This is a genomic window from Pseudomonas sp. DWP3-1-2 (genome assembly GCF_049896285.1).
Taxonomy (GTDB): Bacteria; Pseudomonadota; Gammaproteobacteria; order Pseudomonadales; family Pseudomonadaceae; genus Aquipseudomonas.
Genome location: NZ_JAFCTZ010000008.1, coordinates 135,615 through 159,131 on the forward strand (window position 1 = coordinate 135,615; position 23,517 = coordinate 159,131).

Sequence of the window (23,517 nt, forward strand, 5' to 3'; positions counted from 1 at the left end):
TTGGTTTGGGCCGATGGCGGTGCACCGGCTTATGCAGACTCATGGGAGCTATTGTCGAAGGTATGTAAACTTTGTATCGCCATGGATACACGGATCGGGTCAGAGGCGCGGCAGCTTCAGGATCACGGTCAAGCCGCCGCCGGGGGTTTCTCCAAGGGTCAGATCGCCCCCCATACGCCGAGCCGCATCCCGGGCGATGGTCATGCCCATGCCGACGCCCCCGGAGTTGCGGTTGCGGGAGCCTTCCAGGCGAAAGAAGGGTTCGAATACCGCTTCATAGTGTTCTACCGCAATGCCCGGTCCGCTATCGCTTACGGCAATAAGCACGTGATCGTTCAGGTCCTGAATGTCGACTCGGGCGTGCCCGGCATAGCGCAAGGCATTGTCGATCAGGTTATTGATGCAGGAGCGCACGGCCATAGGCTGGATTTTCAGCGGACTGCAGGCGCCGGTGCACTGCACGTCGTCGCCGTTGTCCTGGGCGTTCTCCGTGAGGGATTCAATCAGCGCGTGAAGGTCGAACAGTTGCAGGTCCTCGCTGTTGCGCTGCTCGTTGAGGTAGGTCAGGGTGGCGTCGAGCATGCCGATCATGTCATTGAGGTCCTGGCTCATTTGTGCATGGAGTTTGGGCTCATCGATCTGCTCGACCCGAAGTTTCAGCCGTGACAGCGGCGTGCGCAGATCGTGGGAAACGGCCGCCAGCATGCGTCCGCGCTGCTGCACCTGCTCCCGGATGCGCGCCTGCATCAAATTGAATGTTTGCGCTGCCTGACGAGCCTCCAGCGGCCCGCAGATTTCCACCGGCGGGCTGTCGAGGTTTTCGCTGAGGCGCTCGGCGGCCTCGCTCAGTCGCTGGATCGGACGACTCAACGCCTTGGCGCCATACCACGCGGCGATGACCAGCGTGATCATCTGAAAAAACAGTGGCACGACAGGGCCGCCAAAGAGTGAGCGTTTTGGTGGTGGCGTGTGTGGGGCAGGTCGCTCACCTGCCGCGCCAGGGCCGTGTTCCTGAGCGCTGGTTGCACCGGGTGGGGGCGGGGGAGGTGCACCCGGGAAGCCGTACATCGCGAACCATATGATCGCCAGCAAGTGTGCCAACAGAATAGCCACCAGCGCCCCGCTGAACAGGCGAGCGAACAGGGTATCGGCAGAGCGGATCAACCTATATCCCTGGCGTCGAACAGATAACCTTCGCCGCGCACTGTTTTGATCAATTGCGGGTTCTTGGGATCGTCGCCCAGCTTCTGACGCAGGCGTGACACGAGCAAGTCGATGCTGCGATCAAAGGCTTCGATGGAGCGCCCCCTGGCGGCGTCGAGCAATTGCTCACGGCTCAGCACCCGGCGCGGACGCTCCAGAAACACCCTCAGCAAGCGAAATTCGGCATTGGACAGCGGCACCACCAGCCCATCGGCGGCGGTCAACTGGCGTAGCACGCTGTTCAAGCGCCAGGCGTCGAAGCGCACGGTGGAGTGCTGATCGTTGCGGTCGTCGCGCACCCGGCGCAGCACGGTTTGAATGCGCGCCACCAGTTCCCGGGGTTCGAAGGGTTTGGCCATGTAATCGTCCGCGCCCAGCTCCAGGCCGATAATCCGGTCGGTGGGTTCGCAGCGAGCGGTGAGCATCAGGATCGGGATGTCCGAAGTGCCGCGCAGCCAGCGGCACAGCGACAGGCCATCTTCGCCCGGCAGCATCAGGTCCAGCACGATCACGTCGAAGGTCTCTTCTTCCAGCGCCTGACGCATCTCGTTGCCATCGGTCACACCCCGGCACTGGATGTTGAAGCGCGCCAGGTAGTCGCACAACAGCTCACGAATCGGTACATCGTCGTCGACGATCAGGGCGCGGGTGTTCCAGCGCTGATCCGAAACCGTGGCATTGTCTACAGGAGTGTCAGAGGTTGATTGCATGTGCGACTGCCGCCTGGTGATGCCGCCATCACTGGCCGCTATTGAAGATCAACGCCCCCATGCTACTTCGCCGGGAGGCGCGGCGGAAGGGTGGCGTGAGTGGGTGTCGGGGGAATGTCGTGAATGTATCGTGGTTGGTACACAGGCTCATGTCAGATTGTTATTACAACAAAATAACCCTTTGCTCAATGGCCTTCATCAAAGCGGCTCTGAGGGAGTTAACCCCGAATTTGCGGCGGATGTTACACATGTGAAAGTTGACCGTTGCTTCCGAGCGGCCCTGGATGCGGGATATCTCCCAAGCGGATTTACCTCGGGCAGCCCATTCCAGCACCTCGTGCTCCTTGGCTGTCAGCTGGACCATCAAGGTATCGCTTCTCGGTCCCGGCTGCCACGACGTCTCCTCTATACGGTCATATTTGCGATTGGCCTGGTTCATCCCGAACTCCTTGTTCTGTAGAGGCACTCCGTTACGTTAATCCTTCTTGGTTGTGACGAAACCTGTCAGAAATGACAGCAGGCCAAGTGCTAGCTCTTTTTTTACGCCTTCTTTACGCCCCGCATCCTCCCTCGATCTCGTTCCTTTACACCCTTGCTGCCGACAATGGCTCACACGCGGCAATCGCCGCAGCGACGGAGTATTTCAATGAGCGTTCTGGACGGGATATCACTGCTGTTGGCGGCAGGGCTGTTCATTTTCTTGTTGGTTGCGCTGTTACGCGCAGGCCGGAATTAGGAGCAAGCATGCACAGTTATGACTATCTATTGATCCTGGCCTTCCTGGCGCTGGTGCTGCTGCCCGCGCCGTTGCTGGGGCGTTTCTACTATCGGGTGGCTGAAGGCGAACGAACCTGGCTGACGCCCGTGCTGCGACCGGTGGAAAACCTCTGCTATCGCCTTTCAGGTGTCGATCCAGCAGTGGAGCAGAGCTGGAAGACTTACCTGCTGGCGCTACTGGCCTTCAACCTGATGGGGTTCATCCTGTTGTTCGCCTTGTTGCTGGGGCAGGGCGCGCTTCCCCTCAATCCGCAACATTTGCCGGGGATGGAATGGTCGCTGGCCTTCAATACGGCCATGAGTTTCGTCACCAACACCAACTGGCAAAGCTACAGCGGCGAAGCGTCGTTGAGCTATCTGAGCCAGATGGCAGGGCTGACGGTGCAGAACTTTGTCAGTGCCGCCACGGGGATTGCCGTGTTGCTGGCGTTCTGTCGCGGCATCAGTCGGCGTTCGACGCACAACCTCGGTAATTTCTGGGCTGACATGACCCGCGTCACCCTCTACGGCCTGCTACCGCTGTGCATCGTGCTGGCGTTGTTCCTGGTCTGGCAGGGCGTACCACAGAGTTTCTCCCATTACATCGATGCGGTAACCCTGCAAGGCACCGATCAAAGCCTGCCCATGGGGCCGGCGGCCAGCCAGATTGCCATCAAGCAATTGGGCACCAACGGCGGTGGCTTCTTCGGGGTCAACTCGGCGCACCCGTTCGAGAACCCGACGGCGTGGAGCAACCTGTTCGAGCTGGTGTCGATTCTGCTGATTCCGGCGGCGCTGGTGTTCACCTTCGGCCATTACGTCAAAGACTTGCGCCAGAGCCGGGCCATCGTGGCCTGCATGTTGGTCCTGCTGTTGATCGGCGGCGCGGTGTCACTGTGGGCCGAGTACCAGCCGAATCCGGCCCTGAACGTCGCGAACGTGGAACAGACTGCGCCCATGGAAGGTAAGGAAAGTCGCTTTGGCACCACCGCGACCGTGCTATGGGCAACCGCCACCACCGCAGCGTCCAACGGCTCGGTGAACGGCATGCACGACAGCCTTAACCCGCTGAGCGGCATGGTTGCCCTGGCCAACATGATGGTCGGCGAAGTGATCTTCGGTGGCGTCGGCGTGGGCTTGAACGGCATGTTGCTCAATGTGTTGATCGCAGTGTTCCTCGCGGGTCTGATGATCGGCCGCACGCCGGAATACCTGGGCAAAAAGTTGCAGGCCGTTGAGGTCAAGCTGTTGGTCGCCACGCTGCTGGTCATGCCGGTCGGCGTGCTGGTGCTGGGCGCAGTGGCGGCCAGTCTGCCGGGGCCGCTGGCGTCGGTGAGCAATCCTGGCCCCCATGGGTTCAGTCAGTTGCTGTACGCCTACACCTCGGCAACGGCCAACAACGGTTCGGCGTTTGGGGGCTTCGGCGCCAATACGGTCTTCCATAACCTGATGCTCGGCCTGGCGATGTTCATTGGCCGCTTCGGCTACATCCTCCCGGTCATGGCCCTGGCTGGCAGCCTGGCCATGAAGAAAACCGCCCCCTTGAGCGTGAACAGCTTTCCGACCCATGGGCCGCTGTTTGTCACCTTGCTGACCGTGACCATTCTGCTGGTCGGTGGCCTGACCTTTCTGCCGACCCTGGCCTTGGGGCCGATTGCTGAACACTTGAGTTCAGGCTTCTGAGGAATTGACGATGAATATGCACACTCGCGCAGCAAAAACCGCTGAACCCCAGGTGGCCAAGGAACCGGCCAAGACCCACGTTTCGGCACTGTGGCGTCCCGCCCTGATACAGGCCTTCGTAAAACTCGACCCACGCCAGTTGGTGCGCTCCCCGGTAATGCTGGTGGTGGAACTCACGGCCATCCTGACCACGGTGCTGTGCGTCATCCCGGATCCGGCGGTGCCGACGTCCGTCGCGGTGCAAATTGCCCTGTGGCTGTGGTTCACCGTGTTGTTCGCCAACTTCGCCGAAGCCTTGGCCGAAGGTCGTGGCAAGGCCCGGGCCGACAGCCTCAAGGCGGGCAGCGAAGGGCTGAAGGCCCGACGTCGTGACGAGGCGGGCGCGTTCAGCATGGTCAACGCCAGCACCCTGCGCAAAGGCGATGTGGTGCGCGTCGAAGCCGGGGAAATGATCCCTGGTGATGGCGAGGTCATCGAGGGTATCGCCGCCGTCAACGAGGCGGCGATTACCGGGGAATCCGCGCCAGTGATTCGCGAGTCCGGTGGTGACCGTTCGGCGGTGACCGGTAACACGCGGCTGGTTTCCGACTGGCTGCTGATACGCATCAGCGCCAACCCCGGCGAATCGACCCTGGACCGGATGATCGCGCTGGTGGAAGGTGCCAAACGCCAGAAAACCCCCAACGAAGTCGCCCTGGATATCCTGCTCATCGGCCTGACCCTGATCTTCCTGCTGGTGGTGGTCACGTTGCAGCCGTTCGCCCACTTTGCCGGTGGCAGCCTGCCGCTGGTGTTTCTGGTGGCGCTGCTGGTGACGTTGATCCCCACCACCATTGGCGGGCTGCTCTCGGCTATCGGTATTGCCGGCATGGATCGCCTGGTGCGCCTGAACGTGATCGCCAAATCCGGTCGTGCCGTGGAAGCCGCAGGCGATGTGCATGTGCTGTTGCTGGACAAGACCGGCACCATCACCTTTGGCAACCGTCGTTGCACCGCGTTGCATGCCGCCCCCGGTGTTACCGCCAAAGAACTGGGTGAGGGCGCGTTGCTGGCGTCGCTGGCGGACGATACGGCTGAAGGCAAATCCATTGTCGAATACCTGCGCAACCAGCTCCCGATACAAGAGCCACAGCCTGCCGACCTGACCGCCGTGCCGTTCAGCGCCGAGACACGCTTGTCCGGGGTGGACTATCAGGCGCGGCTGTATCGCAAAGGTGCGGTGGATTCACTGCTGGCGTTCGTCGACATGCAGCGCAACGACGTGCCCACAGCGCTGGCGCGGGAAATCGAAGCGATTGCCAAGACCGGTGGCACGCCGCTGCTGGTGTGCGTTGACAAGAAACTGTTGGGCGTCATTCACCTCAAGGACGTGGTCAAGCCGGGTATCCGCGAGCGTTTCGCCGAACTGCGCAAGCTGGGCATTCGTACCGTCATGGTCACTGGCGACAACCCGTTGACCGCTGCGGCCATTGCCGCCGAAGCAGGCGTCGATGACGTGCTGGCCGAGGCCACGCCGGAGAAAAAGCTGGAGCGCATTCGGGCGGAGCAGAACGACGGTCGGCTGGTTGCCATGTGCGGCGACGGTGCCAACGATGCGCCAGCCCTGGCTCAGGCCGACGTGGGCATGGCGATGAACGACGGCACGCAGGCGGCGCGGGAGGCGGCCAATATGGTCGACCTGGACAGCGACCCCACCAAGCTACTGGACGTGGTGCAGATCGGCAAGGAATTGCTGGTCACTCGCGGCGCGTTGACCACGTTCTCCATCGCCAACGATATCGCCAAATATTTTGCGATTCTGCCTGCGCTGTTCGCGGCGATTTACCCGCAACTCGGGGTGCTGAACATCATGCGTCTGGCCAGTCCGCAGAGCGCGATCCTGTCGGCCATCGTGTTCAACGCACTGATCATCGTCGTGCTCATCCCCCTGGCCCTGCGCGGTGTGCGCGTCCAGGCCGCCAGCGCCGCACAACTGCTGCGTCGGAACCTGCTGATCTATGGGCTGGGCGGGATTGTGGTGCCGTTCGTGGGGATCAAGCTGATCGATATGTTGCTGGTGGGATTGGGGCTGGTTTGATGCCCTTAACGTTCTTTCTGTAGGAGCGAGCTTGCTCGCGATCCGGTCGGTCAGTCGACGAAAACATTGCCTGGCGTGACGCTGTCGTGAGCCTGGCGGGTCGTCGCCAAGGTCGCTCCTTCAGAACCTTTTATCCAGATTTGAGTTATGAGGAATGCATCATGTCCACATTTTTGCGCCCGGCCCTGAGCCTGATCGTTCTAATGACCGTTATCACCGGCGTCGCTTATCCATTGGCGGTGACGGGCATTGCCCAGGTCGCCTTCCCCGATCAGGCCAACGGCAGCCTGATTTACGATGCCGCCGGCAAGGTGCGAGGTTCGCAGTTGATTGCCCAGGCGTTTACCGGGGATGAGTGGTTCCATTCCCGTCCATCGGCCGGGGCGTTCGCCACCGTGGCCAGTGGCGCGAGTAACCTGGCGCCCAGCAACCCGGCGCTGGCGGCCAGAGTGACCGAGGACGCTGGCAAGGAGGCTGTGCAAGGGCAAGGCCCGGTGCCCTTGGCGCTGTTGACCACCTCCGGCAGCGGCCTTGATCCGCATCTGCCGCCCTCGGCCGTGGCTTATCAAGTCGCCCGAGTCGCCGCCGCCCGGCAGTTGCCGGTGGAAAAAGTGCAGGGCCTGATCGAAGCCAACACCTACCGGCCACTGATCGGCCCGCCGGTGGTGAACGTATTGAGCTTGAATCAGGCCTTGAATGAGTTACCGTCTGCGCAACGAAATGCCCAGCTTTGAGTGAGCAACCGCCCCATGAGTGATGCCAGTCGTGCCGACGCGCTATTAGCCGATATGCCCAGCAATGGGCGTGGGCGGCTCAAAGTGTTCCTGGGGGCCGCGCCGGGGGTGGGCAAAACCTACGCCATGCTGCAGGCCGCCCATACCCAGATGCGTCAGGGCGTGAATGTGCTGGCAGGTGTCGTGGAAACCCACGGCCGGAGTGAAACCGAAGCGTTGCTGAGCGGATTGCCGCAACAGCCGCCACTGCGTGTGCAATACCGTGGCGTGACACTGGAAGAAATGGACCTTGATGGCGTGCTTGCCCTCAAGCCCAAACTGGTGCTGGTGGATGAGCTGGCCCACAGCAATGCTCCTGGCAGTCGCCACGCCAAACGCTGGCAGGACATTCAGGAGCTGCTCGCGGCTGGCATCGACGTGTACACCACGGTCAATGTTCAGCACATGGAAAGCCTCAACGATCAGGTACGGGGCATCACCGGCGTGCAGGTCCGCGAGACGCTGCCGGACTGGGTCTTGCAGGAAGCCTACGAGCTGGTGCTGATCGACTTGCCACCCCGGGAGCTGCTTGAGCGTCTGCGTGACGGCAAGGTGTACGTGCCCGAGCAGGCGCGTGCGGCCATTGACGCGTTTTTCACTCAGACCAACCTGACGGCGTTGCGTGAGCTGGCGATGCAGACTGCGGCCGCGCAGGTCGACAACGACCTGACTCAGGGGTATCGGCAAATGGGGCAGGACGCCCCGGCCGTGCGGGGGCGGTTGTTGGTGGGGATAGACGGCGGGGTGCATGCCGAGCGTCTGGTGCGTCACGCCAGTCGCGTTGCTCAGCGACGCCATCTGCCTTGGAGTCTGGTGCACGTGGATGAAGGTCGACCTCTGGACGAACAGGCCCGCACGCGCTTGCAAAGTGCTCAGCAACTGGCCGAACGTCTGGGGGGCGAAGTGGTGGTGTTGCGCGCCGGTGAAGTGGCCAGAACCCTGATCCAGCATGCCGCCGAACGCCGCGCCAGCCTGATCCTGGTGGGGCAGTCCCGGCCCCGTTTGCGACGCCGATTGTTCGGCGGTGGCGTGGCGGCGCGGCTGCTGCGCGAGGCCCATGGGCTGGAAATCAGCGTGCTCGACAGCGAGCCGTTGCCGGATCAGCCCCGGACACGCTCCTGGGCACCGATCATCTGGTTCGACTACGGCCTGGCGTTGCTGGCCACGCTGCTGGCCACGACCCTGGCCTGGGCGGTGGCCGGTGTGTTGGCGTTGCCCAATATCTCGCTGGTGTTCCTCGCGGCGGTATTGCTGGTGGCGGTGCGCAGCAGCTTGGGCCCCGCGCTGGCGTGCGCGGCGTTGTCGTTTCTGGCCTACGATTTTCTGTTCATCCCGCCACATTTTTCCCTGAGTATCCAGCGCGAAGAAGACGTGCTGACCCTGCTGTTCTTTCTGTTAATGTCGGCCCTGACCGGCAACCTCGCCGCTCGCCAGCGTCGACAGTTGCAGGCCCTGCGCGATACGCAGGAGGAAACCAGCGAACTGCTGGAACTGTCGCGCAAACTGACGGCGGCCACGGATCGCCAGGCGGTGATCAGTGCCGCCAACCAGCACCTCAATGGCTGGCGTGAGCTGCAGGTCTGCCTGATCGAGCGCGATGATCAAGGCCACTGGAAAATGACCAGCGACACGCACCTACAATTGTCCGCGCCCGAGCGTGCAGCGGCGGACTGGGCCTGGCAGCACGATCAAGCCGCAGGCCACGGCACTGGCACCCTGCCTTCAAGCCGCTGGTGGTGGTGGCCGTTGTCCGGGGAGCAGGGGCCGTTGGCGTTGCTGGGTGTTTGCCCTCGTGAGGGGCAGCCGTTCACGGCCCAGCGCCGTCGTTTGCTGACCGCCCTCAGCCAGCCGCTGGCTCAGGCCCTGGCGCGGGCGCAATTGGCACAAGACCTGGAAGCGGCGCGTTTGCACGGCGAAACCGAGCAACTGCGCAGCGCCTTGCTGGCATCCGTTTCCCACGATCTGCGCACACCCCTGACGGCCATGCGCGGCAGCATCGACAGCCTGTTGTCGTTGGGTGAAGCCATTCCTCTGGCCGATCGCCGGGAATTGCTGGAGGGCACGCGGGACGAAGCCGAGCGACTGGATCGCTATATCCAGAATCTGCTGGACATGACCCGCCTCGGACACGGCGCGCTGAAGCTGGCGCGTGATTGGGTGTCCCCCGGCGATATCGTCGGCAGCGCGCTCAATCGCCTGCGTGTCGTACTCGCGCCCCTGCAAGTCAGCACCCAGGTGCCCGCTGACCTGCCGTTGCTCTACGTGCACGGCGCGTTGATCGAACAGGCGCTGGTCAATGTGCTGGAAAATGCCGCACGCTTCTCGCCCGTCAACGGGCGATTGCAACTGGCGGCGGGTGTCTGCGGCAGTGAGCTGTTTTTCTCGGTCAGTGATGAAGGCCCGGGGATCCCGGAAGACGAGCGTGCGAAGATTTTCGACATGTTCTATACCGCCGCCCGTGGTGATCGCGGCGGGCAGGGCACTGGCCTGGGTCTGGCGATCTGCCAAGGCATGGTGGGCGCCCATGGCGGGCGGATCAGTGTCGGGGAGGGTATCGAGGGTCATGGCACGTGCATCACCTTGCACTTGCCGCTTCAGGCGCAACCGGAGGCGGAAATGGAGTCGCCGTCTGGTAGTCTTGTCACCATTGCGCCCATCGAATAGCCAAGGCACTCATGAGTCAGACCGCAACCATTCTGGTAATCGACGACGAACCGCAGATTCGCAAATTCCTGCGCATCAGCCTGGCGTCACAGGGCTATAAAGTCATCGAGGCAGGTACCGGTGCCGACGGATTGAGCCAGGCCGCCTTGTGCAAACCGGATTTGCTGGTTCTGGATCTCGGTTTGCCGGACATGGACGGGCAGCAGGTGCTGCGCGAGTTCCGCGAGTGGTCCGTCGCGCCGGTGTTGGTGCTCTCGGTGCGCGCCAGCGAGGCGCAGAAAGTCGAAGCGCTGGACGGCGGCGCCAATGACTACGTGACCAAACCGTTCGGTATTCAGGAATTTCTCGCCCGCATCCGCGCCTTGCTGCGTCAGGCGCCCAGCGGTGAGCCACAGACTGCCGCGCTGGTGTTCGGGCCGTTGACCGTGGACCTGGCCTATCGCCGGGTGTTGCTCGATGGCGTGGAGGTGGGCCTGACGCGCAAGGAGTACGCTGTGCTGGCGCAACTGGCGCGGCATCCGGGACGTGTCATCACCCAGCAGCAATTGCTCAAGGATATCTGGGGCCCGACGCACACTGAAAACACCCATTACCTGCGTATTGTCGTGGGCCATCTGCGCCAGAAACTGGGCGATGATCCCACCGCGCCGAGGTTTATCGTGACCGAGGCGGGGGTCGGGTATCGGTTGCGGGAGGTTTGAGCGAGCCCGAACGCCGCTCGCTCCACCCACGTATACACGCGGGCGTGTCTTGGGCGGATAACTGACGGCGGGATGATAATCCGTTGGAGCGTGGCTTGCCCGCGAAGGCGATATCTCTGACGCAAGATCTGTTCACGGGCCCGACGCTTTCGCGGGCAAGTCGGAACGCCGCTCGCCCGCTCCAACAACTGCAGTTATTTTTTATGCTGCGCCTCATACCGGTCCAGCGTATCGCTGGCGATCTCCCGGCCCAGGGCGATCAGTTCCGGTGCCTTGTAGAACTCGAAAAACCGGCACACCCGCTTGGGCACATTGATCAGAATGTCCGGGGGGTAGCCGGCGATCTTGTATTGGGCCAGTGAAGTCTGCATCACTTCAAAACTCTGGTTGATGAGGTCCAGCAGCGAGGCTGGCCCGACGTTATCGACGATCACCGAGCCGGTCGCGGATTTCGGTGCGCTCTCGCTTTGCGGGGCCGCCGCCGGTTGTTGACCTTGGGGGTCGGCAGAGCTTTCGCCCAGCCACGGATTGCCGATGTGTGCCGCGCGGGGTTTGAGGCTGTCTTGCTCCAGACGCAACACGTCGCCGCCCGTGGTATCCAGCTTGCGACGGAAGGGCAGGTGCGAGCCCAACGAGTTGATCAGGCTGTCGAAACGCTTTTTTACCGCCGGGGGGCGCTCGATGACCGGCAACTGGTAGTTCCCCTGATTGGTGGAGTTCAGGTTCACGGCGACGATCAGATCACAGTGGCTGGACACCACCGGCACAATGGGCAGTGGGTTGAGCAAGCCGCCATCCACCAGCATGCGCCCGCCCTGCATGACTGGCGTGAACAGGCTGGGAATGGCCGCCGAAGCCCGCATCGCCTGATGCAGGCAACCTTCCTGAAACCAGATTTCCTGCTGATTGGTCAGGTCAGTGGCCACGGCCGTATAGGGAATGCGCAGGTCTTCGATATTGATTTCACCGACGATTTCCCGGATCTGGCCAAACACCTTCTCGCCACGGATGGCCCCGAGCCGGAAACTGACGTCCACCAGGCGCAACACATCCAGGTAATCCAGGCTCTCGATCCAGTCGCGGTACTGTGGCAGCTTGCCTGCCGCGTAAATCCCGCCGACCACCGAGCCCATGGAGCAGCCGGCGATGCAGGCGATGTCATAACCGCGGCGCTCCAGTTCTTCGATGACGCCAATGTGTGCGTAACCGCGTGCTCCCCCTGAGCCGAGTACCAAAGCGATGCGTTTTTTCATGGGGCGGGCTCCTGAGAATGGCACACGATACGCGCAAACCCACATGATCCTGCTTCACAGGCGCCCTGTGAAGACGTGTCGGATGCAAAAAACAGTTACTCTTGCCGCCCGGTCACGGCACTTTTAAATGCCAGGACCGTCCAAGTCGCACATTCGAATCTTATTTGCCGAGGTAACACCGATGAAAGCCTGGATCTGCCTGCCATTATTAGCTCTGGTTTTAACAGGTTGCGCCGGCAAGACCGGCTATCGCGACAGCTGCGCCACGCAGCTGGATTCAGCCTGGCACGAACTGGACCTGGCCAAGGCCGAAGGTTTTGCGGGTACTGTCAGCTACTCCAAAGCCCTGTCGTTGCTGACCGGCGCGAAGACCCAGCAACAGTTTGAAGCCTTCGAAGGCTGCACCAGCAAAGCCGAGAAAGCGCGCTTCTACATTCGTGAGTCCCGCGCCGGGCGATAAACCCCGTCAACCCCATCGCTGCCTCGCGTTGCTCGTGAGCGTCTACAACTCTTCGCCAATCAGGTGCCTGTGTAGGAGCGCTCGGAGGTCACGACGGCCGCGAAGCGGTGTCTCTGTCGAACCGCTATCGCTGCCTCGCGTTGCTCGTGAGCTCCTACAGCTCTTCGCCAATCAGGTGTTGGTGTAGGAGCGCTCGGAGGTTACGACGGCCGCGAAGCGGTGTCTCTGTCGAACCGCTATCGCTGCCTCGCGTTGCTCGTGAGCGCCTACAACTCTTCGCCAATCAGGTGTTGGTGTAGGAACGCTCGGAGGTTACGACGGCCGCGAAGCGGTGTCTCTGTCGAACCGCTATCGCTGCCTCGCGTTGCTCGCGAGGCAGCGATAGTTGACTTTCCTGCTTCCCCCCTCCAGCCTTTTACCTCCCCGCTCTGGCGAAACAACCTACGCTGACCTTAAAGTGGCTGTATGCCTTGCGTGTGCGAGCCAATGGGTCAGAGGCAGTCGCCTGGAGAGTGTTTTCTATGGGCAGGAAACTTGATGAATGCCTCAACGCCATCAATGAGGTGGTGCTGGGCAAGGAACCGCAAGTTCGATTGGCCATGACGTGCCTGCTGGCCGGTGGTCATCTGTTGATCGAGGATTTGCCCGGCATGGGCAAGACCACGCTCAGTCACACGCTGGCCAAAGTCCTGGGCTTGAGCTTTCAGCGTATTCAGTTCACCTCCGACCTGTTGCCCGGCGATATCCTCGGCACCTCGGTATTTGATCGCGACACCGGGCAGTTCACCTTTCATCCGGGGCCGATTTTCGCGGAGCTGGTGCTGGCGGACGAGATCAATCGCGCCACCCCCAAAAGTCAAAGCGCCTTGCTCGAAGCCATGGAAGAGGGGCAGGTGACCATTGAAGGCGCCACGCGGCTATTGCCCGATCCATTCTTCGTGATTGCTACCCAGAACCCTTTCAGTCAGGGTGGCACCTTTGCGTTGCCTGAATCGCAACTGGATCGTTTCCTGATGCGTCTTTCCCTGGGCTATCCCGCCAAATCGGCAGAGAAAGCCTTACTCATGGGTGAGTCACGACGGGATCTGCTGCCGCGTCTGCAACCGCTTCTCAACCATGCCGAACTGGCGTTGCTGCAAGCCCAGGTCAGGCAAGTGCGGGCCAGTGATGCGTTGGTGGATTATGTCTTGCGTCTGGTGGACGCTACCCGCAGCCAGCCGCAATTCGCTTATGGGCTTTCTCCCCGAGCCAGTCTGGCGATTCTCTCGGCGGCCCGGGCCTGGGCGCTGTTGGCCGGGCGCGACTATGTCATTCCTGAAGACGTGCAGGCGATTCTGCCCGGCGTTGTCGGCCACCGACTGCGCGAGCGAGCCGAACCTGCCGGGCATGGCAGTGGGGCATTGGTTCAGTGGCTATTGCGCGAGGTGCCGGTGCTTTGATCGAACAGCTCACCTCGATCTGGCAACGCTGGCTGTCCCGGCGAATTCCTCCGGCGCCCCGCGTCACCCTTGATCACCGCCGCATTTTCATCATGCCGACGCGCACGGGGGCCACCTTTGCGCTGGTGTTGGTATTGATGCTGCTGGTCGCGATCAATTACCAGAACAGCCTGGCTTATGGCCTCACGTTTCTGCTGATGTCCGTGGGCGTGCTGGGGATTTTGCACACCTATCGCAACGTCAGTGGGCTGATGCTCAGCGCCGGTGTGGCGCGTTCGGTGTTTGTCGGTGAGGCGGTGCCGTTGCGGTTGCGCCTGGACAGCGCTGGACGCCCCCGCCAGGCCATTGCCGTGGGTTGGGACGTCAGTCAGTTGCAGCAGGTGGATGTCACGGCTGACGGCCGTATAGAGATGGATCTGACGTTACCCGCTGAGCATCGGGGCTGGTTGCGGGCGCCGCGTTTGCGGGTCCAGAGCGTATTCCCGTTGAGCCTGCTGCGGGCCTGGAGTTGGCTGGACCTTGAGCAGACCGCGTTGATTTACCCCCGGCCCGTTGCCGGTGCAATACCGCTGCTCAAAGGAACTCACCCGCAGGTCGACGACGAGGGCGAGGCGACCCAGCGGCCAGGGGTGGACGACTATCATGGCCTGCGGCCTTATCAACCCGGCGACAACCGACGCCGCATGCACTGGAAGGCCTGGTCCCGTGGGCAAGGGCTGTTGATCAAGGACTTCAGCGACCTGAGCGGCCACGACCTGTGTCTGGATTTCATGGCAATGGGCGGTGATATCGAGGATCGCCTGTCGCGTCTGTGCTACTGGGTCGTGCTCCTGTCCCAGCGGCAGCAACCCTTTGCCCTGCGGTTGCCGGGTTTCCTCGCGGCGATGGACAGCGGTGAGGTGCATCGCGAAACCTGCCTGCGCGCTCTGGCCCTTTACGGTAACCGCCCATGAGCGCCGATCCGGCCCTCAGCCAACCCATCCCTCGGGGCAGCCTGACATGGCTGATGGTGGCTCAGGCCCTGGTGATCGTCCCGTTCATCACCCATGTGCCCTGGTCGATCCTGGTTCTCTGGCTGGTATGCACCCTGTGGCGCATTCAGATTTCCCGCATGCGCGTGCGCATTCCCGGCACCTGGATCAAGTCTGGCTTGCTGGTGGGCACGGCGGGCGGGGTGTATCTGGCCCGGGGCAGTCTGGTGGGGCTGGACGCTGGCGCGGCGCTGCTGATTGCCGCCTTCGTCCTGAAAATGCTGGAAATGCAAACCCGCCGCGATGCACTGGTGCTGATTTTTCTGGGGTTTTTCTGTGTCGTGGTGGGCTATTTATTTGAAGACAATCTGCTCTGGGCAGCGTTTACCCTGCTGCCGGTGAGCACGCTGTTGGCAGCCTTGATAGGTTTGCAGCAGACCGATACGCCGGCCAAGCCTGCCGGCAGCTTCAAGCTGGCCCTCGCGTTATTGCTGCAGGCCGTGCCGTTGATGCTGGTGCTGTTTTTGTTTTTCCCTCGACTGGAGCCGCTGTGGTCGTTGCCGCAACCCGGTAACAAGGCGTTGACCGGGCTGTCCGACAGCATGGCACCCGGGGATATCGCGCAACTGAGCAAGTCGGCGGCGCTGGTGTTTCGCGCCAGTTTCGAAGGCGCGATACCGGCGCGCAATCAACTGTACTGGCGATCATTGACCCTTGAACAGTTCGACGGTCGGCGCTGGTCCCAGGCAGCGCGGGCGCAGACGGTGCAACTGGCGCAGTGGCAGAAACAGGGTGACGCGCTGCGCTACAGCATCGTCATGGAGCCCAGCGGACGCCCGTGGCTGTCGACCCTGGACGTGGGCCAGACCGACCTGCCGGATGTGCGGCAGATGAGTGATTTCCGTCTGCAACGTCGTCGGCCGGTGGAACAGTCGCTCTTGTACAGCGTCAGTTCCTGGCCGGAAGCGATCCGGGACGGGCAGTTCAGCGAAAACATCCAGCGTCAGGACGTGCAACTCCCGCCCAAGGGCAACCCCCAGGCTCGGCAGTGGGCCAATGACCTGCTGCGTAACCATCCACGACCTGATGCGCTGGTAGACGCCGTGCTGGCTTACTTTCGAACCGAATCTTTTCACTACACCCTCAAGCCGCCCACTCTGGGGCCGGAAAACATCGACAGTTTCCTGTTCGACAGTCGCCGTGGGTTTTGCGCCCATTACGCCGGGGCCATGACGTTCGTGCTGCGCGCAGCGGGCATTCCCGCACGGGTGGTGGCCGGTTATCAGGGCGGCGAGCTGAACCCGGAAGGCAATTACCTGACAGTGCGCCAGTTCGACGCTCACGCGTGGGTGGAATACTGGCAACCGGGGAGTGGCTGGCGCAGCGTCGACCCAACCGCCGCGGTGGCGCCGCAACGTATCGAGCAGGGCCTTGAACAGGCGCTGGCGGCCGACGAGGTCTTTCTCGATGACTCGCCGATGTCAGCGCTGCGCTATCGCAATGTGCCCTGGATCAACGCCCTGCGCCTGAGCTGGGATAATTTGAACTACGGCTGGCAACGTTGGGTCCTTGGTTATCAGGGGCAACAACAGTTGCAAGTGCTCGACCGCTGGTTTTCGGGCCTGCAGGCCCCTGCGTTTATCGGCGCTGCGGGGGCCGCGCTGGTGGTGATCGCATTGTGGATATTCAAACCCTGGCAGCGCGAAAGCGATTCACAATTGCGGGTGTTCAATGCCTTTGAGCGCCTGCTGGCGCGTCGCGGCCTGCGCCGCCTGCCCGGCGAAGGGGTGGAGGCGTTTGCACGTCGTGCCGGGCTGTTTTTCCCTGAGCAAGCCGAGTGGATCGACGCCTTTACCGAGGAGTTTCAGGCGCAACGCTACGCGGGCCGTCGGGCTTCATCCGCACAATTGCGCCGACGATTGAAGCAACTGCGACGTCGTTTGCCCTGGCGCCTTTCGGCCGCCAAAGGCATCAATCAGTAATCAAAAAGGATCACGACATGTCATCGATGGTTAATCATCTGGTCGCGGAGATACTGACCCTCGACATCAAGCTGCTTGCCAGCCATGCGCGACTCTCGGCAGCCACCGACAGCGAAGCATTGCACGACCTGCGCACCACGGTGCGTCGATTGCGCAGCTTGCTGCGTCCGTTGCGCGGGCTGTCGGGTGTCGAGCAGTTGGAAGAAGCGGCCAAGGCGGTAGGCCAGTTGACCACGCCCCTGCGGGACATGGAGGTGCTGGCCGCGTACCTGACGGAACACGGCATGACCGAAGCGGCGCGCTGGCGCACCGAGGAGGTCAGCCGGGCTTATGGGCAGGTGGCGCAATCTGCGGAACTCAATCGATTGTTTGGCATGCTGGATCAGTTTCCGGGTTTTATCCGCGTTCAGCAGCGTCAGCATCTGTTGCGCGGGCTGCGCCAAAGCATCGAAAAAACCATGGACAAGCAATGGAAGAAACTCAGCAAAGCCATGGCCGATCCGGCCCATGATCGCCATCAACTGCGCTTGCTGATCAAACGGGTCCGCTACGCCGCCGAAGCCTACCCGCAACTGAGCCATCAATCGGCCAGGACCCAGGCCCGTCTGAAGGCCGCTCAAGGCGCATTGGGCGACTGGCATGACCATCTGCAATGGCTCACTCAGGCCGGGCAGCAACAGGATCTGGCGCCGTGCATCGCCGGTTGGCATCTGGGCATCGTGCGTGCCGAGAAAAAAGCCGACGAGGCGCTAAAACGGTTAGGCAAGGCGTGCTTTGCCCTTTGAGCCTGAGCGTCTGGACATCACGTTCGGCAATCTGGCCGCTGAAATGGCGGATATAAACCCTGCGGGTTGATCTTCTGCTGGTTAAGATCGTCGCAGGTTTCCAGATATTTCACAGTGGCGGTGTGCATGAACTTTTCCGAATTGCTCCATGCGGTCAACGATAATCCGCTCTCGGTCACGATTCCGGCTGAATGGGCGCAAGGGCGGGCGTGTTTTGGCGGGTTGATGGCCGCGTTGCAATATGAAGCCATGCGCGCCCAGGTCCCGGATCACAGGCCGGTGCGTTCTTTGGCGATCACCTTCGTGGGGCCACCGGAGCCGGGTGTGCCGATTGCCTTCGAGGTGCAAGTCCTGCGCGAAGGCAAGGCTGTCAGCCAGGTACTGGGGCGCGCCATGCAAAACGGTCAGGTCATGACCTTGATGCAAGGCAGCTTCGGTGCCCCCCGGGAGTCCAGCATTTCAGTCCAGGCCGATCCGGCACCCGAGTTCAAACCCCTTGAAGCCTGCGTGCAGTTTCCTTTTATCAGCGGCCTTATGCCTGAGTACCTGCGCTTCATGGATTTGCGCTGGGGGTTGGGCGGTATGCCCTACAGCAATACCCCTTCGCCCGCCATCGGGGGTTATGTGCGCTTTCGCGAGATAGAAGAGGGGAGGCTTACCGAGGCTCATCTGCTGGCACTGGTCGACACGTGGCCGCCTGCGTTGCTGCCGCACTTGAGCAAGCCCGCGCCGGGCAGTTCGCTGACCTGGACCATCGAGTTCGTCCAGCCCATGCCGGAACTGAGCACCCACGACTGGTGCCTGTATCGGGCCGTGATCGAACACGCCCGGGATGGATACGGTCACACCGCCGCCATGCTCTGGTCGCCTGCCGGGGAACTGGTGGCGATCAGTCGCCAGACGGTGACGGTGTTCGGTTAAGCCGCCCCGCGACGGCAGTCAGCGCGCGGGGCAGATACCGTTGCGGTGCATTATCGGCGATGCCGTTCTTTCCAGGCTCGCCACCAGCCGCCGCTCAGGACGAAACGCGGAAAGGTGATCAATTGCTCCACCAGCAAGCGTTGGATGGCATCCGCACGGTCGCTGAAGGGTTCAGGTTGCAGGGCTTCCAGTGAATGCCCGTGGCGCTGGATCCCCAGGGCTGCAATCAGGCCGATCACGCCGATCGCCAAGGCAGAAAAGCTAAGGGAGAACAGGCCGTTGAGGATCAGCAGCGCAGCGAGGACAAACAACGGCACTGCGATCAGATGCAGAACAAGGTTGGTCGGATGACGGTGGTTGTCGGCGTAGCCGCGCCATTGCCATGTCGGGAGATTGGGAAGTCGCTTGCCCATCACTGCTGTCCTCTTCACTGCATCAATTCGATACATCAAGAGTAGGCCTGACTCGCCATGGCAGCGAATCAAGCCTGACTATCAGTGCCATAGCGCCGCTTGCCTTCAGAGCTTGAGCTGACCGATAGCCTTGTTCAACTCACCGGCCAGCGTCGCCAGCTCGCCGCTGGTGGTGGCCGAATCCACGGTCTGATTGACCGTGCGTTCGGTCACGTCACGGATGCTCACCACGGCCCGGTTCATCTCTTCAGCCACCTGGCTCTGTTGTTGGGCTGCGACCGCGATCTGGGTGTTGCTCTCGCGCATTTGTGCGACAGCGCCCGCAATGGCGGCCAGGGCGTCACCGGCTTCCTGAGCCTGTTGCACGCACTCGTCGGCCTTGAACGAGCTGTCCTGCATGAAATCCACCGCATCCCGAGTACCGGCCTGCAAAGCGGAAACCATGGTGGTGATTTCATCGGTGGACGTCTGTACGCGCTTGGCCAGATTGCGCACTTCATCGGCGACCACCGCGAAGCCGCGACCCATTTCACCGGCCCGAGCGGCCTCGATGGCGGCGTTGAGGGCCAGCAGGTTGGTCTGCTCGGCAATACTGTGAATCACGCTGACCACACCATTGATTTTCTGGCTGTCTTCGGCAAGCCGCTGGATCATCTCGGCCGTTTGCGCCACGCCCGTGGACAATCCGGCGATGGACTGCTGCACGCGATCGACAACCGCCTTGCCGCCGCCCGCCAGTGTGTCGGCGGTCTGCGACTGGTCGCGGGTGGTCCCGGCGTGTTGAGCAATGTGGAACACCGTCGCGGACATTTCGTTGATTGCCGTGGCAACCTGATCGGTTTCACTCTGTTGACCGAGCATGCCGTGGCGCACGTCATTCATGCCGGCGGCCAGATGCGCAGCGCCCTTGTCCAGGCGTGCTGCCGTCTGGGCAACGGTGGTCACCACGCGCTGATACCCGCCTTGCATCGCATTGAAGGCCTTGGCCATCTGGCCCACTTCATCCTCGCCAACAAGGGGCACGCGGGCAGACAGATCGCCGCTTTTCTCCACATGGAGCATGACGTCCTTGAGGGTATTGAGCTGGCTGAGCAGAAAGCGGATCAGCAATTGGGAGGCGCACAGCATGGCCAGCATCAGGATAAATACAGCGACGGCGTAATTGACGAAGCGAGCTTCGAACACTTGAATCACGCTGGGGGCGAAGGCCAGTACCGCCACGCGCTGCCCGTCGGGGCGAGCGATGACCTGGGCGCCGATCAGGGTGTTTTCATCCGTGGACGGGGTCAGGCTCAGTTCGACCCAGCCGTTGCCGCTGGCCAGTTGCGGTAGCGACTGGTCCTTGTATTTCGGTGTTTGACCCTGGGGGAAGACCAATACATCGGAAGCGGCGGGGATGGATTGTGCTCCCGGCCACGCGCCTAACAGTCGGGCCTGTGCCTGGGCGGACTGGCGTGCGCCGTCCACGCGAGCCTCTTGTTCCAGTTGCAAGGCATACACGACCAACAACAGGGTGGTAATGAAGGCGACCGCATTGACGGCCCAGAACTTGTACTTCAGCGAAAGATTGCTAAGCCAGGTGCCCATAAGAGGTCTTCTTTTGTTAATCGTGGGTAGACGTGCGGCAAGGTGCCACCATGATGAATCCAATCATTAAAGAATACGTTGATGTGGGTCAAGCAAACATTCGGGGTCATTGCTTTAAAGTTCGGGCAAGTTGAAGAATGCCTGCGCGCAACGACGCGTGTGCGCCGCCAGATCTTCGTGAGTCTCGCCCCGATGCAGCGCCACTTCGCGTAGCACTTCGGGCAGATACGCCGGCTCATTACGGCCGTTCTTCGGTTTGGGGCGCAAGGTGCGCGGCAGCAGGTACGGCGCATCACTTTCAAGCATCAAACGGCCCCGAGGTATGTCGCGCACCAAAGGATGCAGATGCGTGCCCCGGCGTTCGTCGCAGATCCAGCCCGTGATGCCAATGTGCAAGTCCAGATCAAGGTAGCTGAACAAGGCGCGCTGCTCACCGGTAAAACAGTGCACGACAGCTGCGGGCAGGCGATCGCGGTAGTCACGCAGAATCTCCAGCAGACGCTGGTTCGCGTCACGTTCGTGGAGAAACACCGGCATTTGCAACTCCACCGCCAGCGCCAGATGCGCCTCCAGCACCTTTTCCTGTTGCGGGCGCGGGGAGAAATCGCGGTTGAAGTCCAGTCCGCATTCGCCTACGGCCCGGACCCGTTTTTCGTTGAGCAGGGCACGCAACTGTTGTTCGGTATCGCCGGTCCAATCGCTGGCTGAATGGGGGTGGATACCCGCAGTGCTGAACAAGTGCAGGGCCTTTTCATCCAGCTCATGACACAACTGCAAAGCCTGTTCGCTGCCTTCTACGCTGGTGCCGGTGACCACCAGTTGGCGCACACCTGCCTCGTAGGCACGGTCGAGAACCGCCTGTCGTTGCGAGGCGAAGCTGGAATTTGTCAGATTGACGCCGATGTCGATGAGCTGCATGGTGCTACCTCAAGCCGAAGACCGCTGAGGATATCAGAGCTTGGGTGCCAATAAGAAAACCTCAAAAATTCAACGAGTTGAGCGCCATATTTCAGCTTGACGAGTCAATACCCCGTCAGGCGTGCGTGACCCGCGCCTGGCACTGTGCTGTTTTTTTCCTGCTTTTAGACCGGCATTTCCCTGGAGAGTGAATGATCCGAGCCCTGATGGTCCCCGTCGCTTTTCTGGTGGCACTGATGCCGATGGCGGCCAACGCTCGTCAGGCCGGTCCGCAGGTGGTGCAACACAACACCCAGGTCCGGGATCTGCCTGCGATACGCAGCAGCAAGGTCCTGCGGGTGTTGGTCAATCAAAGCCGCAACAGTTCGGGTGACGTGCAGGGCGAAGAGATCGGTGTCGAATATCATCGGCTCCAGGCATTCGAGAACTACCTCAACGGTCACGCTCGTGACGCTCAGCATGTGACCTTCAAAATCATCCCCAAAGCCAAGAACCAATTACTCAGCGCGTTGCGACGGGGCGAAGGCGATCTGGTGGCGCCCGGCGAGTTACTCGATGCCACCGGCGTCGAGGGTGTTCAGGCCAGTGCCCCCATTGTCAGCCAGGTACCGTTGCTGTTGATCGGCGTCAAAGGGGAGCGGGCCTTCAAACACGTCGAGCAACTGTCCGGCCGCACGTTGAGCCTTCCTGCAGGCAGTGCCGCCGATGAAGCGGTGCATCAACTGAATCAGCGTCTGGCCTTGCGCAAGCTGCCACCGGTCAAGATCGAATGGGTTGATCCGAGCCTGGCGGTGGAGGATGTCCTGGAGATGGTCCAGGCAGGCATTTTTCACCTGACCGTGGTAGAGAAACCGATTGCCGAGCGCTGGGATCGGGTCATGCCTAAATTACGGGTCGACCGGGCATTGGCCTTGAGCACCGGCAGCGATATGCACTGGTATGTGCGTCAGGACGCGTCTGCATTGCGCGCCAGCATTGACCAATTCCTCACGACCTATCGCGCGCCGGTCGATCAGGATGTCGTGTTACAGAAGGCCTATAAAGGCCTCTACCGTGTGCACAACCCCTTGGCTCGCGCGGATCGCAAGCGTCTGGAACAGCTGCGCCCGATGCTGCAACGTCACGCCGACGCTCAAGGCATCGACTGGCTGAGTCTGGCGGCCCTGGCTTTCAAGGAATCGGCCCTCGATCCACTTGCCCAAGGCAGTGGCGGCGCGACCGGCTTGCTGCAGATTACGCCGTCAGCGGCGCAACGGGTCGGCGTCGGCAATATTCAGACGGCCGACAATAATGTCCAGGCCGGGGCCAGATACCTGGCGTTGATCCGCCGAAAGTTTTTCTCCGGCCCCCGGTTCAATGAACGTGAACGCATGGCGTTTACCCTGGCCGCCTACAACCTGGGCCCCGAGCGCGTCCAACGTATGCGCGCCGAAGCCCGGCGTCGCGGCTTGAACCCGAACCAGTGGTTTTTCCAGACTGAACGCGTGGCGATGGAGCAGGTGGGGATGGGCGTGGTGAGCTATGTTAATAGCGTGAATAAGTATTATCTGGCGTTTGATCGCGCACGAGATTCCCTGGAAGGTCCCGCTCCGCTCATACTCAAAGCGCGCTAATATCGAATTTACTGATAATTATGTGGCGTTTTTTGCGGTGTTCACATGAATTAATTTGATTATCATGGCGCAACACCTCACTTAATGGAATCCACGGCATGACCCCTCTGATCAAATCGATTTTCACAACCCGGGCCGGCTATGGCTTGACCGTCTTGCGTATTCTGGTCGGCATCATTTTTGTTGCCCACGGCAGCCAGAAGTTGTTTGGTGCATTTGGCGGTTATGGTCTGGAAGGCACAGGGCAATACATGGCCAGCCTTGGGCTTAGCCCGGGTTACCTGATGGCACTGCTTTCGGGCAGTGCGGAGTTCTTTGGCGGTCTGGCACTGGTGATCGGTCTGCTGGCGCGTCCCGCGGCGGTCGTGCTGGCCCTGACACTGGTCGTGGCGATTTTCTCGGTGCACATCAGCCACGGTCTGTTCATGGCCAACAACGGTTATGAGTTTGCCTTGGCGTTGCTGGGTGGCGTCATTGCGGTGTTGATCGAGGGGGCTGGCAAGCTGTCCGTGGATCGCACCCTCGGCAACTGATCGCGAGGCATTTTGAAAGCCCGCCGTACCTCAAGTGCGTGCGGGCTTTTTGCGTTTAGTTTCCTACAACAGTGT

General features: G+C 61.5%; 21 protein-coding genes. 14 read left to right on the top strand and 7 right to left on the bottom strand.

Features of this window, described 5'->3' with window-relative positions; all coding sequences use genetic code 11:
* Positions 1–99: 99 nt before the first annotated feature.
* The 3 genes from ACP7B0_RS17660 to ACP7B0_RS17670 all read right to left on the bottom strand — a co-directional run bounded on the left by ACP7B0_RS17660 (position 100) and on the right by ACP7B0_RS17670 (position 2,277).
* Positions 100–1,164 (bottom strand): sensor histidine kinase, encoded by a 1,065-nt coding sequence (locus tag ACP7B0_RS17660; RefSeq protein WP_426142765.1) that lies wholly within the window; start codon positions 1,162–1,164, stop codon positions 100–102.
* On the bottom strand, positions 1,161–1,913 hold the full coding sequence (locus tag ACP7B0_RS17665; protein ID WP_426142767.1) for a response regulator: 753 nt from the start codon (positions 1,911–1,913) through the stop codon (positions 1,161–1,163). Before ACP7B0_RS17665 ends, ACP7B0_RS17660 begins: the two co-directional genes overlap by 4 nt.
* A gap of 163 nt (positions 1,914–2,076) precedes the next feature.
* The gene (locus ACP7B0_RS17670) at positions 2,077–2,277 is read right to left on the bottom strand and encodes a helix-turn-helix domain-containing protein (RefSeq protein WP_426142855.1); all 201 of its coding nucleotides are present in this window, start codon (positions 2,275–2,277) and stop codon (positions 2,077–2,079) included.
* A 282-nt stretch (positions 2,278–2,559) separates the two neighbouring features.
* Between ACP7B0_RS17670 and kdpF the strand changes: the two genes are divergently transcribed.
* From kdpF to ACP7B0_RS17700, 6 genes are all read left to right on the top strand, one after another.
* The gene (gene kdpF / locus ACP7B0_RS17675) at positions 2,560–2,649 is read left to right on the top strand and encodes a K(+)-transporting ATPase subunit F (RefSeq protein WP_426142768.1); all 90 of its coding nucleotides are present in this window, start codon (positions 2,560–2,562) and stop codon (positions 2,647–2,649) included.
* A gap of 8 nt (positions 2,650–2,657) precedes the next feature.
* The gene (gene kdpA / locus ACP7B0_RS17680) at positions 2,658–4,352 is read left to right on the top strand and encodes a potassium-transporting ATPase subunit KdpA (RefSeq protein WP_426142770.1); all 1,695 of its coding nucleotides are present in this window, start codon (positions 2,658–2,660) and stop codon (positions 4,350–4,352) included.
* A 10-nt stretch (positions 4,353–4,362) separates the two neighbouring features.
* A complete protein-coding gene (gene kdpB, locus ACP7B0_RS17685) occupies positions 4,363–6,429 on the top strand; it encodes a potassium-transporting ATPase subunit KdpB (RefSeq protein WP_426142772.1) in 2,067 nt (688 codons plus the stop codon).
* A gap of 161 nt (positions 6,430–6,590) precedes the next feature.
* Entirely contained in the window at positions 6,591–7,163 is a 573-nt protein-coding gene (gene kdpC, locus ACP7B0_RS17690; protein WP_426142774.1) for a potassium-transporting ATPase subunit KdpC, read from the top strand.
* 15 nt (positions 7,164–7,178) lie between these two features.
* Positions 7,179–9,866, top strand: a complete 2,688-nt coding sequence (locus tag ACP7B0_RS17695; protein ID WP_426142775.1) for a DUF4118 domain-containing protein — start codon at positions 7,179–7,181, stop codon at positions 9,864–9,866.
* Positions 9,867–9,877: 11 nt separating this feature from the next.
* Positions 9,878–10,567 carry a response regulator gene (locus ACP7B0_RS17700; RefSeq protein WP_426142777.1) on the top strand — a complete coding sequence of 230 codons (690 nt, stop codon included), beginning with the start codon at positions 9,878–9,880 and terminating at the stop codon, positions 10,565–10,567.
* 194 nt (positions 10,568–10,761) lie between these two features.
* Here ACP7B0_RS17700 and ACP7B0_RS17705 read toward each other — a convergent pair whose 3' ends face one another.
* Positions 10,762–11,820 (bottom strand): patatin-like phospholipase family protein, encoded by a 1,059-nt coding sequence (locus tag ACP7B0_RS17705; protein ID WP_426142779.1) that lies wholly within the window; start codon positions 11,818–11,820, stop codon positions 10,762–10,764.
* A gap of 181 nt (positions 11,821–12,001) precedes the next feature.
* On the opposite strand from ACP7B0_RS17705, the gene ACP7B0_RS17710 reads away from it, so the two are divergent.
* From ACP7B0_RS17710 to ACP7B0_RS17735, 6 genes are all read left to right on the top strand, one after another.
* Positions 12,002–12,280, top strand: coding sequence for a hypothetical protein (locus ACP7B0_RS17710; RefSeq protein ID WP_020289290.1), 279 nt, complete (start codon positions 12,002–12,004; stop codon positions 12,278–12,280).
* 521 nt (positions 12,281–12,801) lie between these two features.
* Positions 12,802–13,719, top strand: coding sequence for an AAA family ATPase (locus tag ACP7B0_RS17715; RefSeq protein WP_426142781.1), 918 nt, complete (start codon positions 12,802–12,804; stop codon positions 13,717–13,719).
* Positions 13,689–14,672, top strand: coding sequence for a DUF58 domain-containing protein (locus tag ACP7B0_RS17720; protein WP_426142782.1), 984 nt, complete (start codon positions 13,689–13,691; stop codon positions 14,670–14,672). The genes ACP7B0_RS17715 and ACP7B0_RS17720 overlap by 31 nt, the downstream gene beginning before the upstream one ends.
* The gene (locus tag ACP7B0_RS17725; RefSeq protein WP_426142784.1) at positions 14,669–16,672 is read left to right on the top strand and encodes a transglutaminaseTgpA domain-containing protein; all 2,004 of its coding nucleotides are present in this window, start codon (positions 14,669–14,671) and stop codon (positions 16,670–16,672) included. The genes ACP7B0_RS17720 and ACP7B0_RS17725 overlap by 4 nt, the downstream gene beginning before the upstream one ends.
* A gap of 17 nt (positions 16,673–16,689) precedes the next feature.
* Positions 16,690–17,457, top strand: coding sequence for a CHAD domain-containing protein (locus tag ACP7B0_RS17730; RefSeq protein ID WP_426142786.1), 768 nt, complete (start codon positions 16,690–16,692; stop codon positions 17,455–17,457).
* Between the two features lie 126 nt (positions 17,458–17,583).
* Entirely contained in the window at positions 17,584–18,378 is a 795-nt protein-coding gene (locus ACP7B0_RS17735; protein WP_426142788.1) for an acyl-CoA thioesterase, read from the top strand.
* A gap of 50 nt (positions 18,379–18,428) precedes the next feature.
* Here the strand turns inward: ACP7B0_RS17735 and ACP7B0_RS17740 are convergent, their stop codons facing one another.
* From ACP7B0_RS17740 to ACP7B0_RS17750, 3 genes are all read right to left on the bottom strand, one after another.
* The gene (locus ACP7B0_RS17740) at positions 18,429–18,791 is read right to left on the bottom strand and encodes a terminase (RefSeq protein ID WP_426142790.1); all 363 of its coding nucleotides are present in this window, start codon (positions 18,789–18,791) and stop codon (positions 18,429–18,431) included.
* A gap of 105 nt (positions 18,792–18,896) precedes the next feature.
* On the bottom strand, positions 18,897–20,378 hold the full coding sequence (locus tag ACP7B0_RS17745) for a methyl-accepting chemotaxis protein (RefSeq protein ID WP_426142792.1): 1,482 nt from the start codon (positions 20,376–20,378) through the stop codon (positions 18,897–18,899).
* A 114-nt stretch (positions 20,379–20,492) separates the two neighbouring features.
* Positions 20,493–21,296, bottom strand: coding sequence for a TatD family hydrolase (locus ACP7B0_RS17750; RefSeq protein ID WP_426142794.1), 804 nt, complete (start codon positions 21,294–21,296; stop codon positions 20,493–20,495).
* 191 nt (positions 21,297–21,487) lie between these two features.
* Between ACP7B0_RS17750 and ACP7B0_RS17755 the strand changes: the two genes are divergently transcribed.
* Both ACP7B0_RS17755 and ACP7B0_RS17760 read left to right on the top strand, forming a co-directional pair.
* Positions 21,488–22,909: a transglycosylase SLT domain-containing protein gene (locus tag ACP7B0_RS17755; RefSeq protein WP_426142796.1), complete on the top strand. Its 1,422-nt coding sequence runs from the start codon at positions 21,488–21,490 to the stop codon at positions 22,907–22,909.
* Positions 22,910–23,007: 98 nt separating this feature from the next.
* Positions 23,008–23,442, top strand: a complete 435-nt coding sequence (locus ACP7B0_RS17760) for a DoxX family protein (protein WP_426142798.1) — start codon at positions 23,008–23,010, stop codon at positions 23,440–23,442.
* Positions 23,443–23,517: the final 75 nt, after the last annotated feature.

What these genes read in the sequence shown, in the direction of transcription:
- ACP7B0_RS17760 (WP_426142798.1), top strand. Translation starts at nt 23,008, where the DNA reads ATGACCCCTCTGATCAAATCGATTTTCACAACCCGGGCCGGCTATGGC.
- ACP7B0_RS17715 (WP_426142781.1), top strand. Translation starts at nt 12,802, where the DNA reads ATGGGCAGGAAACTTGATGAATGCCTCAACGCCATCAATGAGGTGGTG.
- ACP7B0_RS17710 (WP_020289290.1), top strand. Translation starts at nt 12,002, where the DNA reads ATGAAAGCCTGGATCTGCCTGCCATTATTAGCTCTGGTTTTAACAGGT.
- ACP7B0_RS17705 (WP_426142779.1), bottom strand. Translation starts at nt 11,820, where the DNA reads ATGAAAAAACGCATCGCTTTGGTACTCGGCTCAGGGGGAGCACGCGGT.
- kdpB (WP_426142772.1), top strand. Translation starts at nt 4,363, where the DNA reads ATGAATATGCACACTCGCGCAGCAAAAACCGCTGAACCCCAGGTGGCC.
- ACP7B0_RS17755 (WP_426142796.1), top strand. Translation starts at nt 21,488, where the DNA reads ATGATCCGAGCCCTGATGGTCCCCGTCGCTTTTCTGGTGGCACTGATG.
- ACP7B0_RS17670 (WP_426142855.1), bottom strand. Translation starts at nt 2,277, where the DNA reads ATGGTCCAGCTGACAGCCAAGGAGCACGAGGTGCTGGAATGGGCTGCC.
- ACP7B0_RS17740 (WP_426142790.1), bottom strand. Translation starts at nt 18,791, where the DNA reads ATGGGCAAGCGACTTCCCAATCTCCCGACATGGCAATGGCGCGGCTAC.
- ACP7B0_RS17730 (WP_426142786.1), top strand. Translation starts at nt 16,690, where the DNA reads ATGTCATCGATGGTTAATCATCTGGTCGCGGAGATACTGACCCTCGAC.
- ACP7B0_RS17745 (WP_426142792.1), bottom strand. Translation starts at nt 20,378, where the DNA reads ATGGGCACCTGGCTTAGCAATCTTTCGCTGAAGTACAAGTTCTGGGCC.
- kdpC (WP_426142774.1), top strand. Translation starts at nt 6,591, where the DNA reads ATGTCCACATTTTTGCGCCCGGCCCTGAGCCTGATCGTTCTAATGACC.
- ACP7B0_RS17700 (WP_426142777.1), top strand. Translation starts at nt 9,878, where the DNA reads ATGAGTCAGACCGCAACCATTCTGGTAATCGACGACGAACCGCAGATT.
- ACP7B0_RS17665 (WP_426142767.1), bottom strand. Translation starts at nt 1,913, where the DNA reads ATGCAATCAACCTCTGACACTCCTGTAGACAATGCCACGGTTTCGGAT.
- ACP7B0_RS17750 (WP_426142794.1), bottom strand. Translation starts at nt 21,296, where the DNA reads ATGCAGCTCATCGACATCGGCGTCAATCTGACAAATTCCAGCTTCGCC.
- kdpA (WP_426142770.1), top strand. Translation starts at nt 2,658, where the DNA reads ATGCACAGTTATGACTATCTATTGATCCTGGCCTTCCTGGCGCTGGTG.
- ACP7B0_RS17735 (WP_426142788.1), top strand. Translation starts at nt 17,584, where the DNA reads ATGAACTTTTCCGAATTGCTCCATGCGGTCAACGATAATCCGCTCTCG.
- ACP7B0_RS17725 (WP_426142784.1), top strand. Translation starts at nt 14,669, where the DNA reads ATGAGCGCCGATCCGGCCCTCAGCCAACCCATCCCTCGGGGCAGCCTG.
- ACP7B0_RS17695 (WP_426142775.1), top strand. Translation starts at nt 7,179, where the DNA reads ATGAGTGATGCCAGTCGTGCCGACGCGCTATTAGCCGATATGCCCAGC.
- kdpF (WP_426142768.1), top strand. Translation starts at nt 2,560, where the DNA reads ATGAGCGTTCTGGACGGGATATCACTGCTGTTGGCGGCAGGGCTGTTC.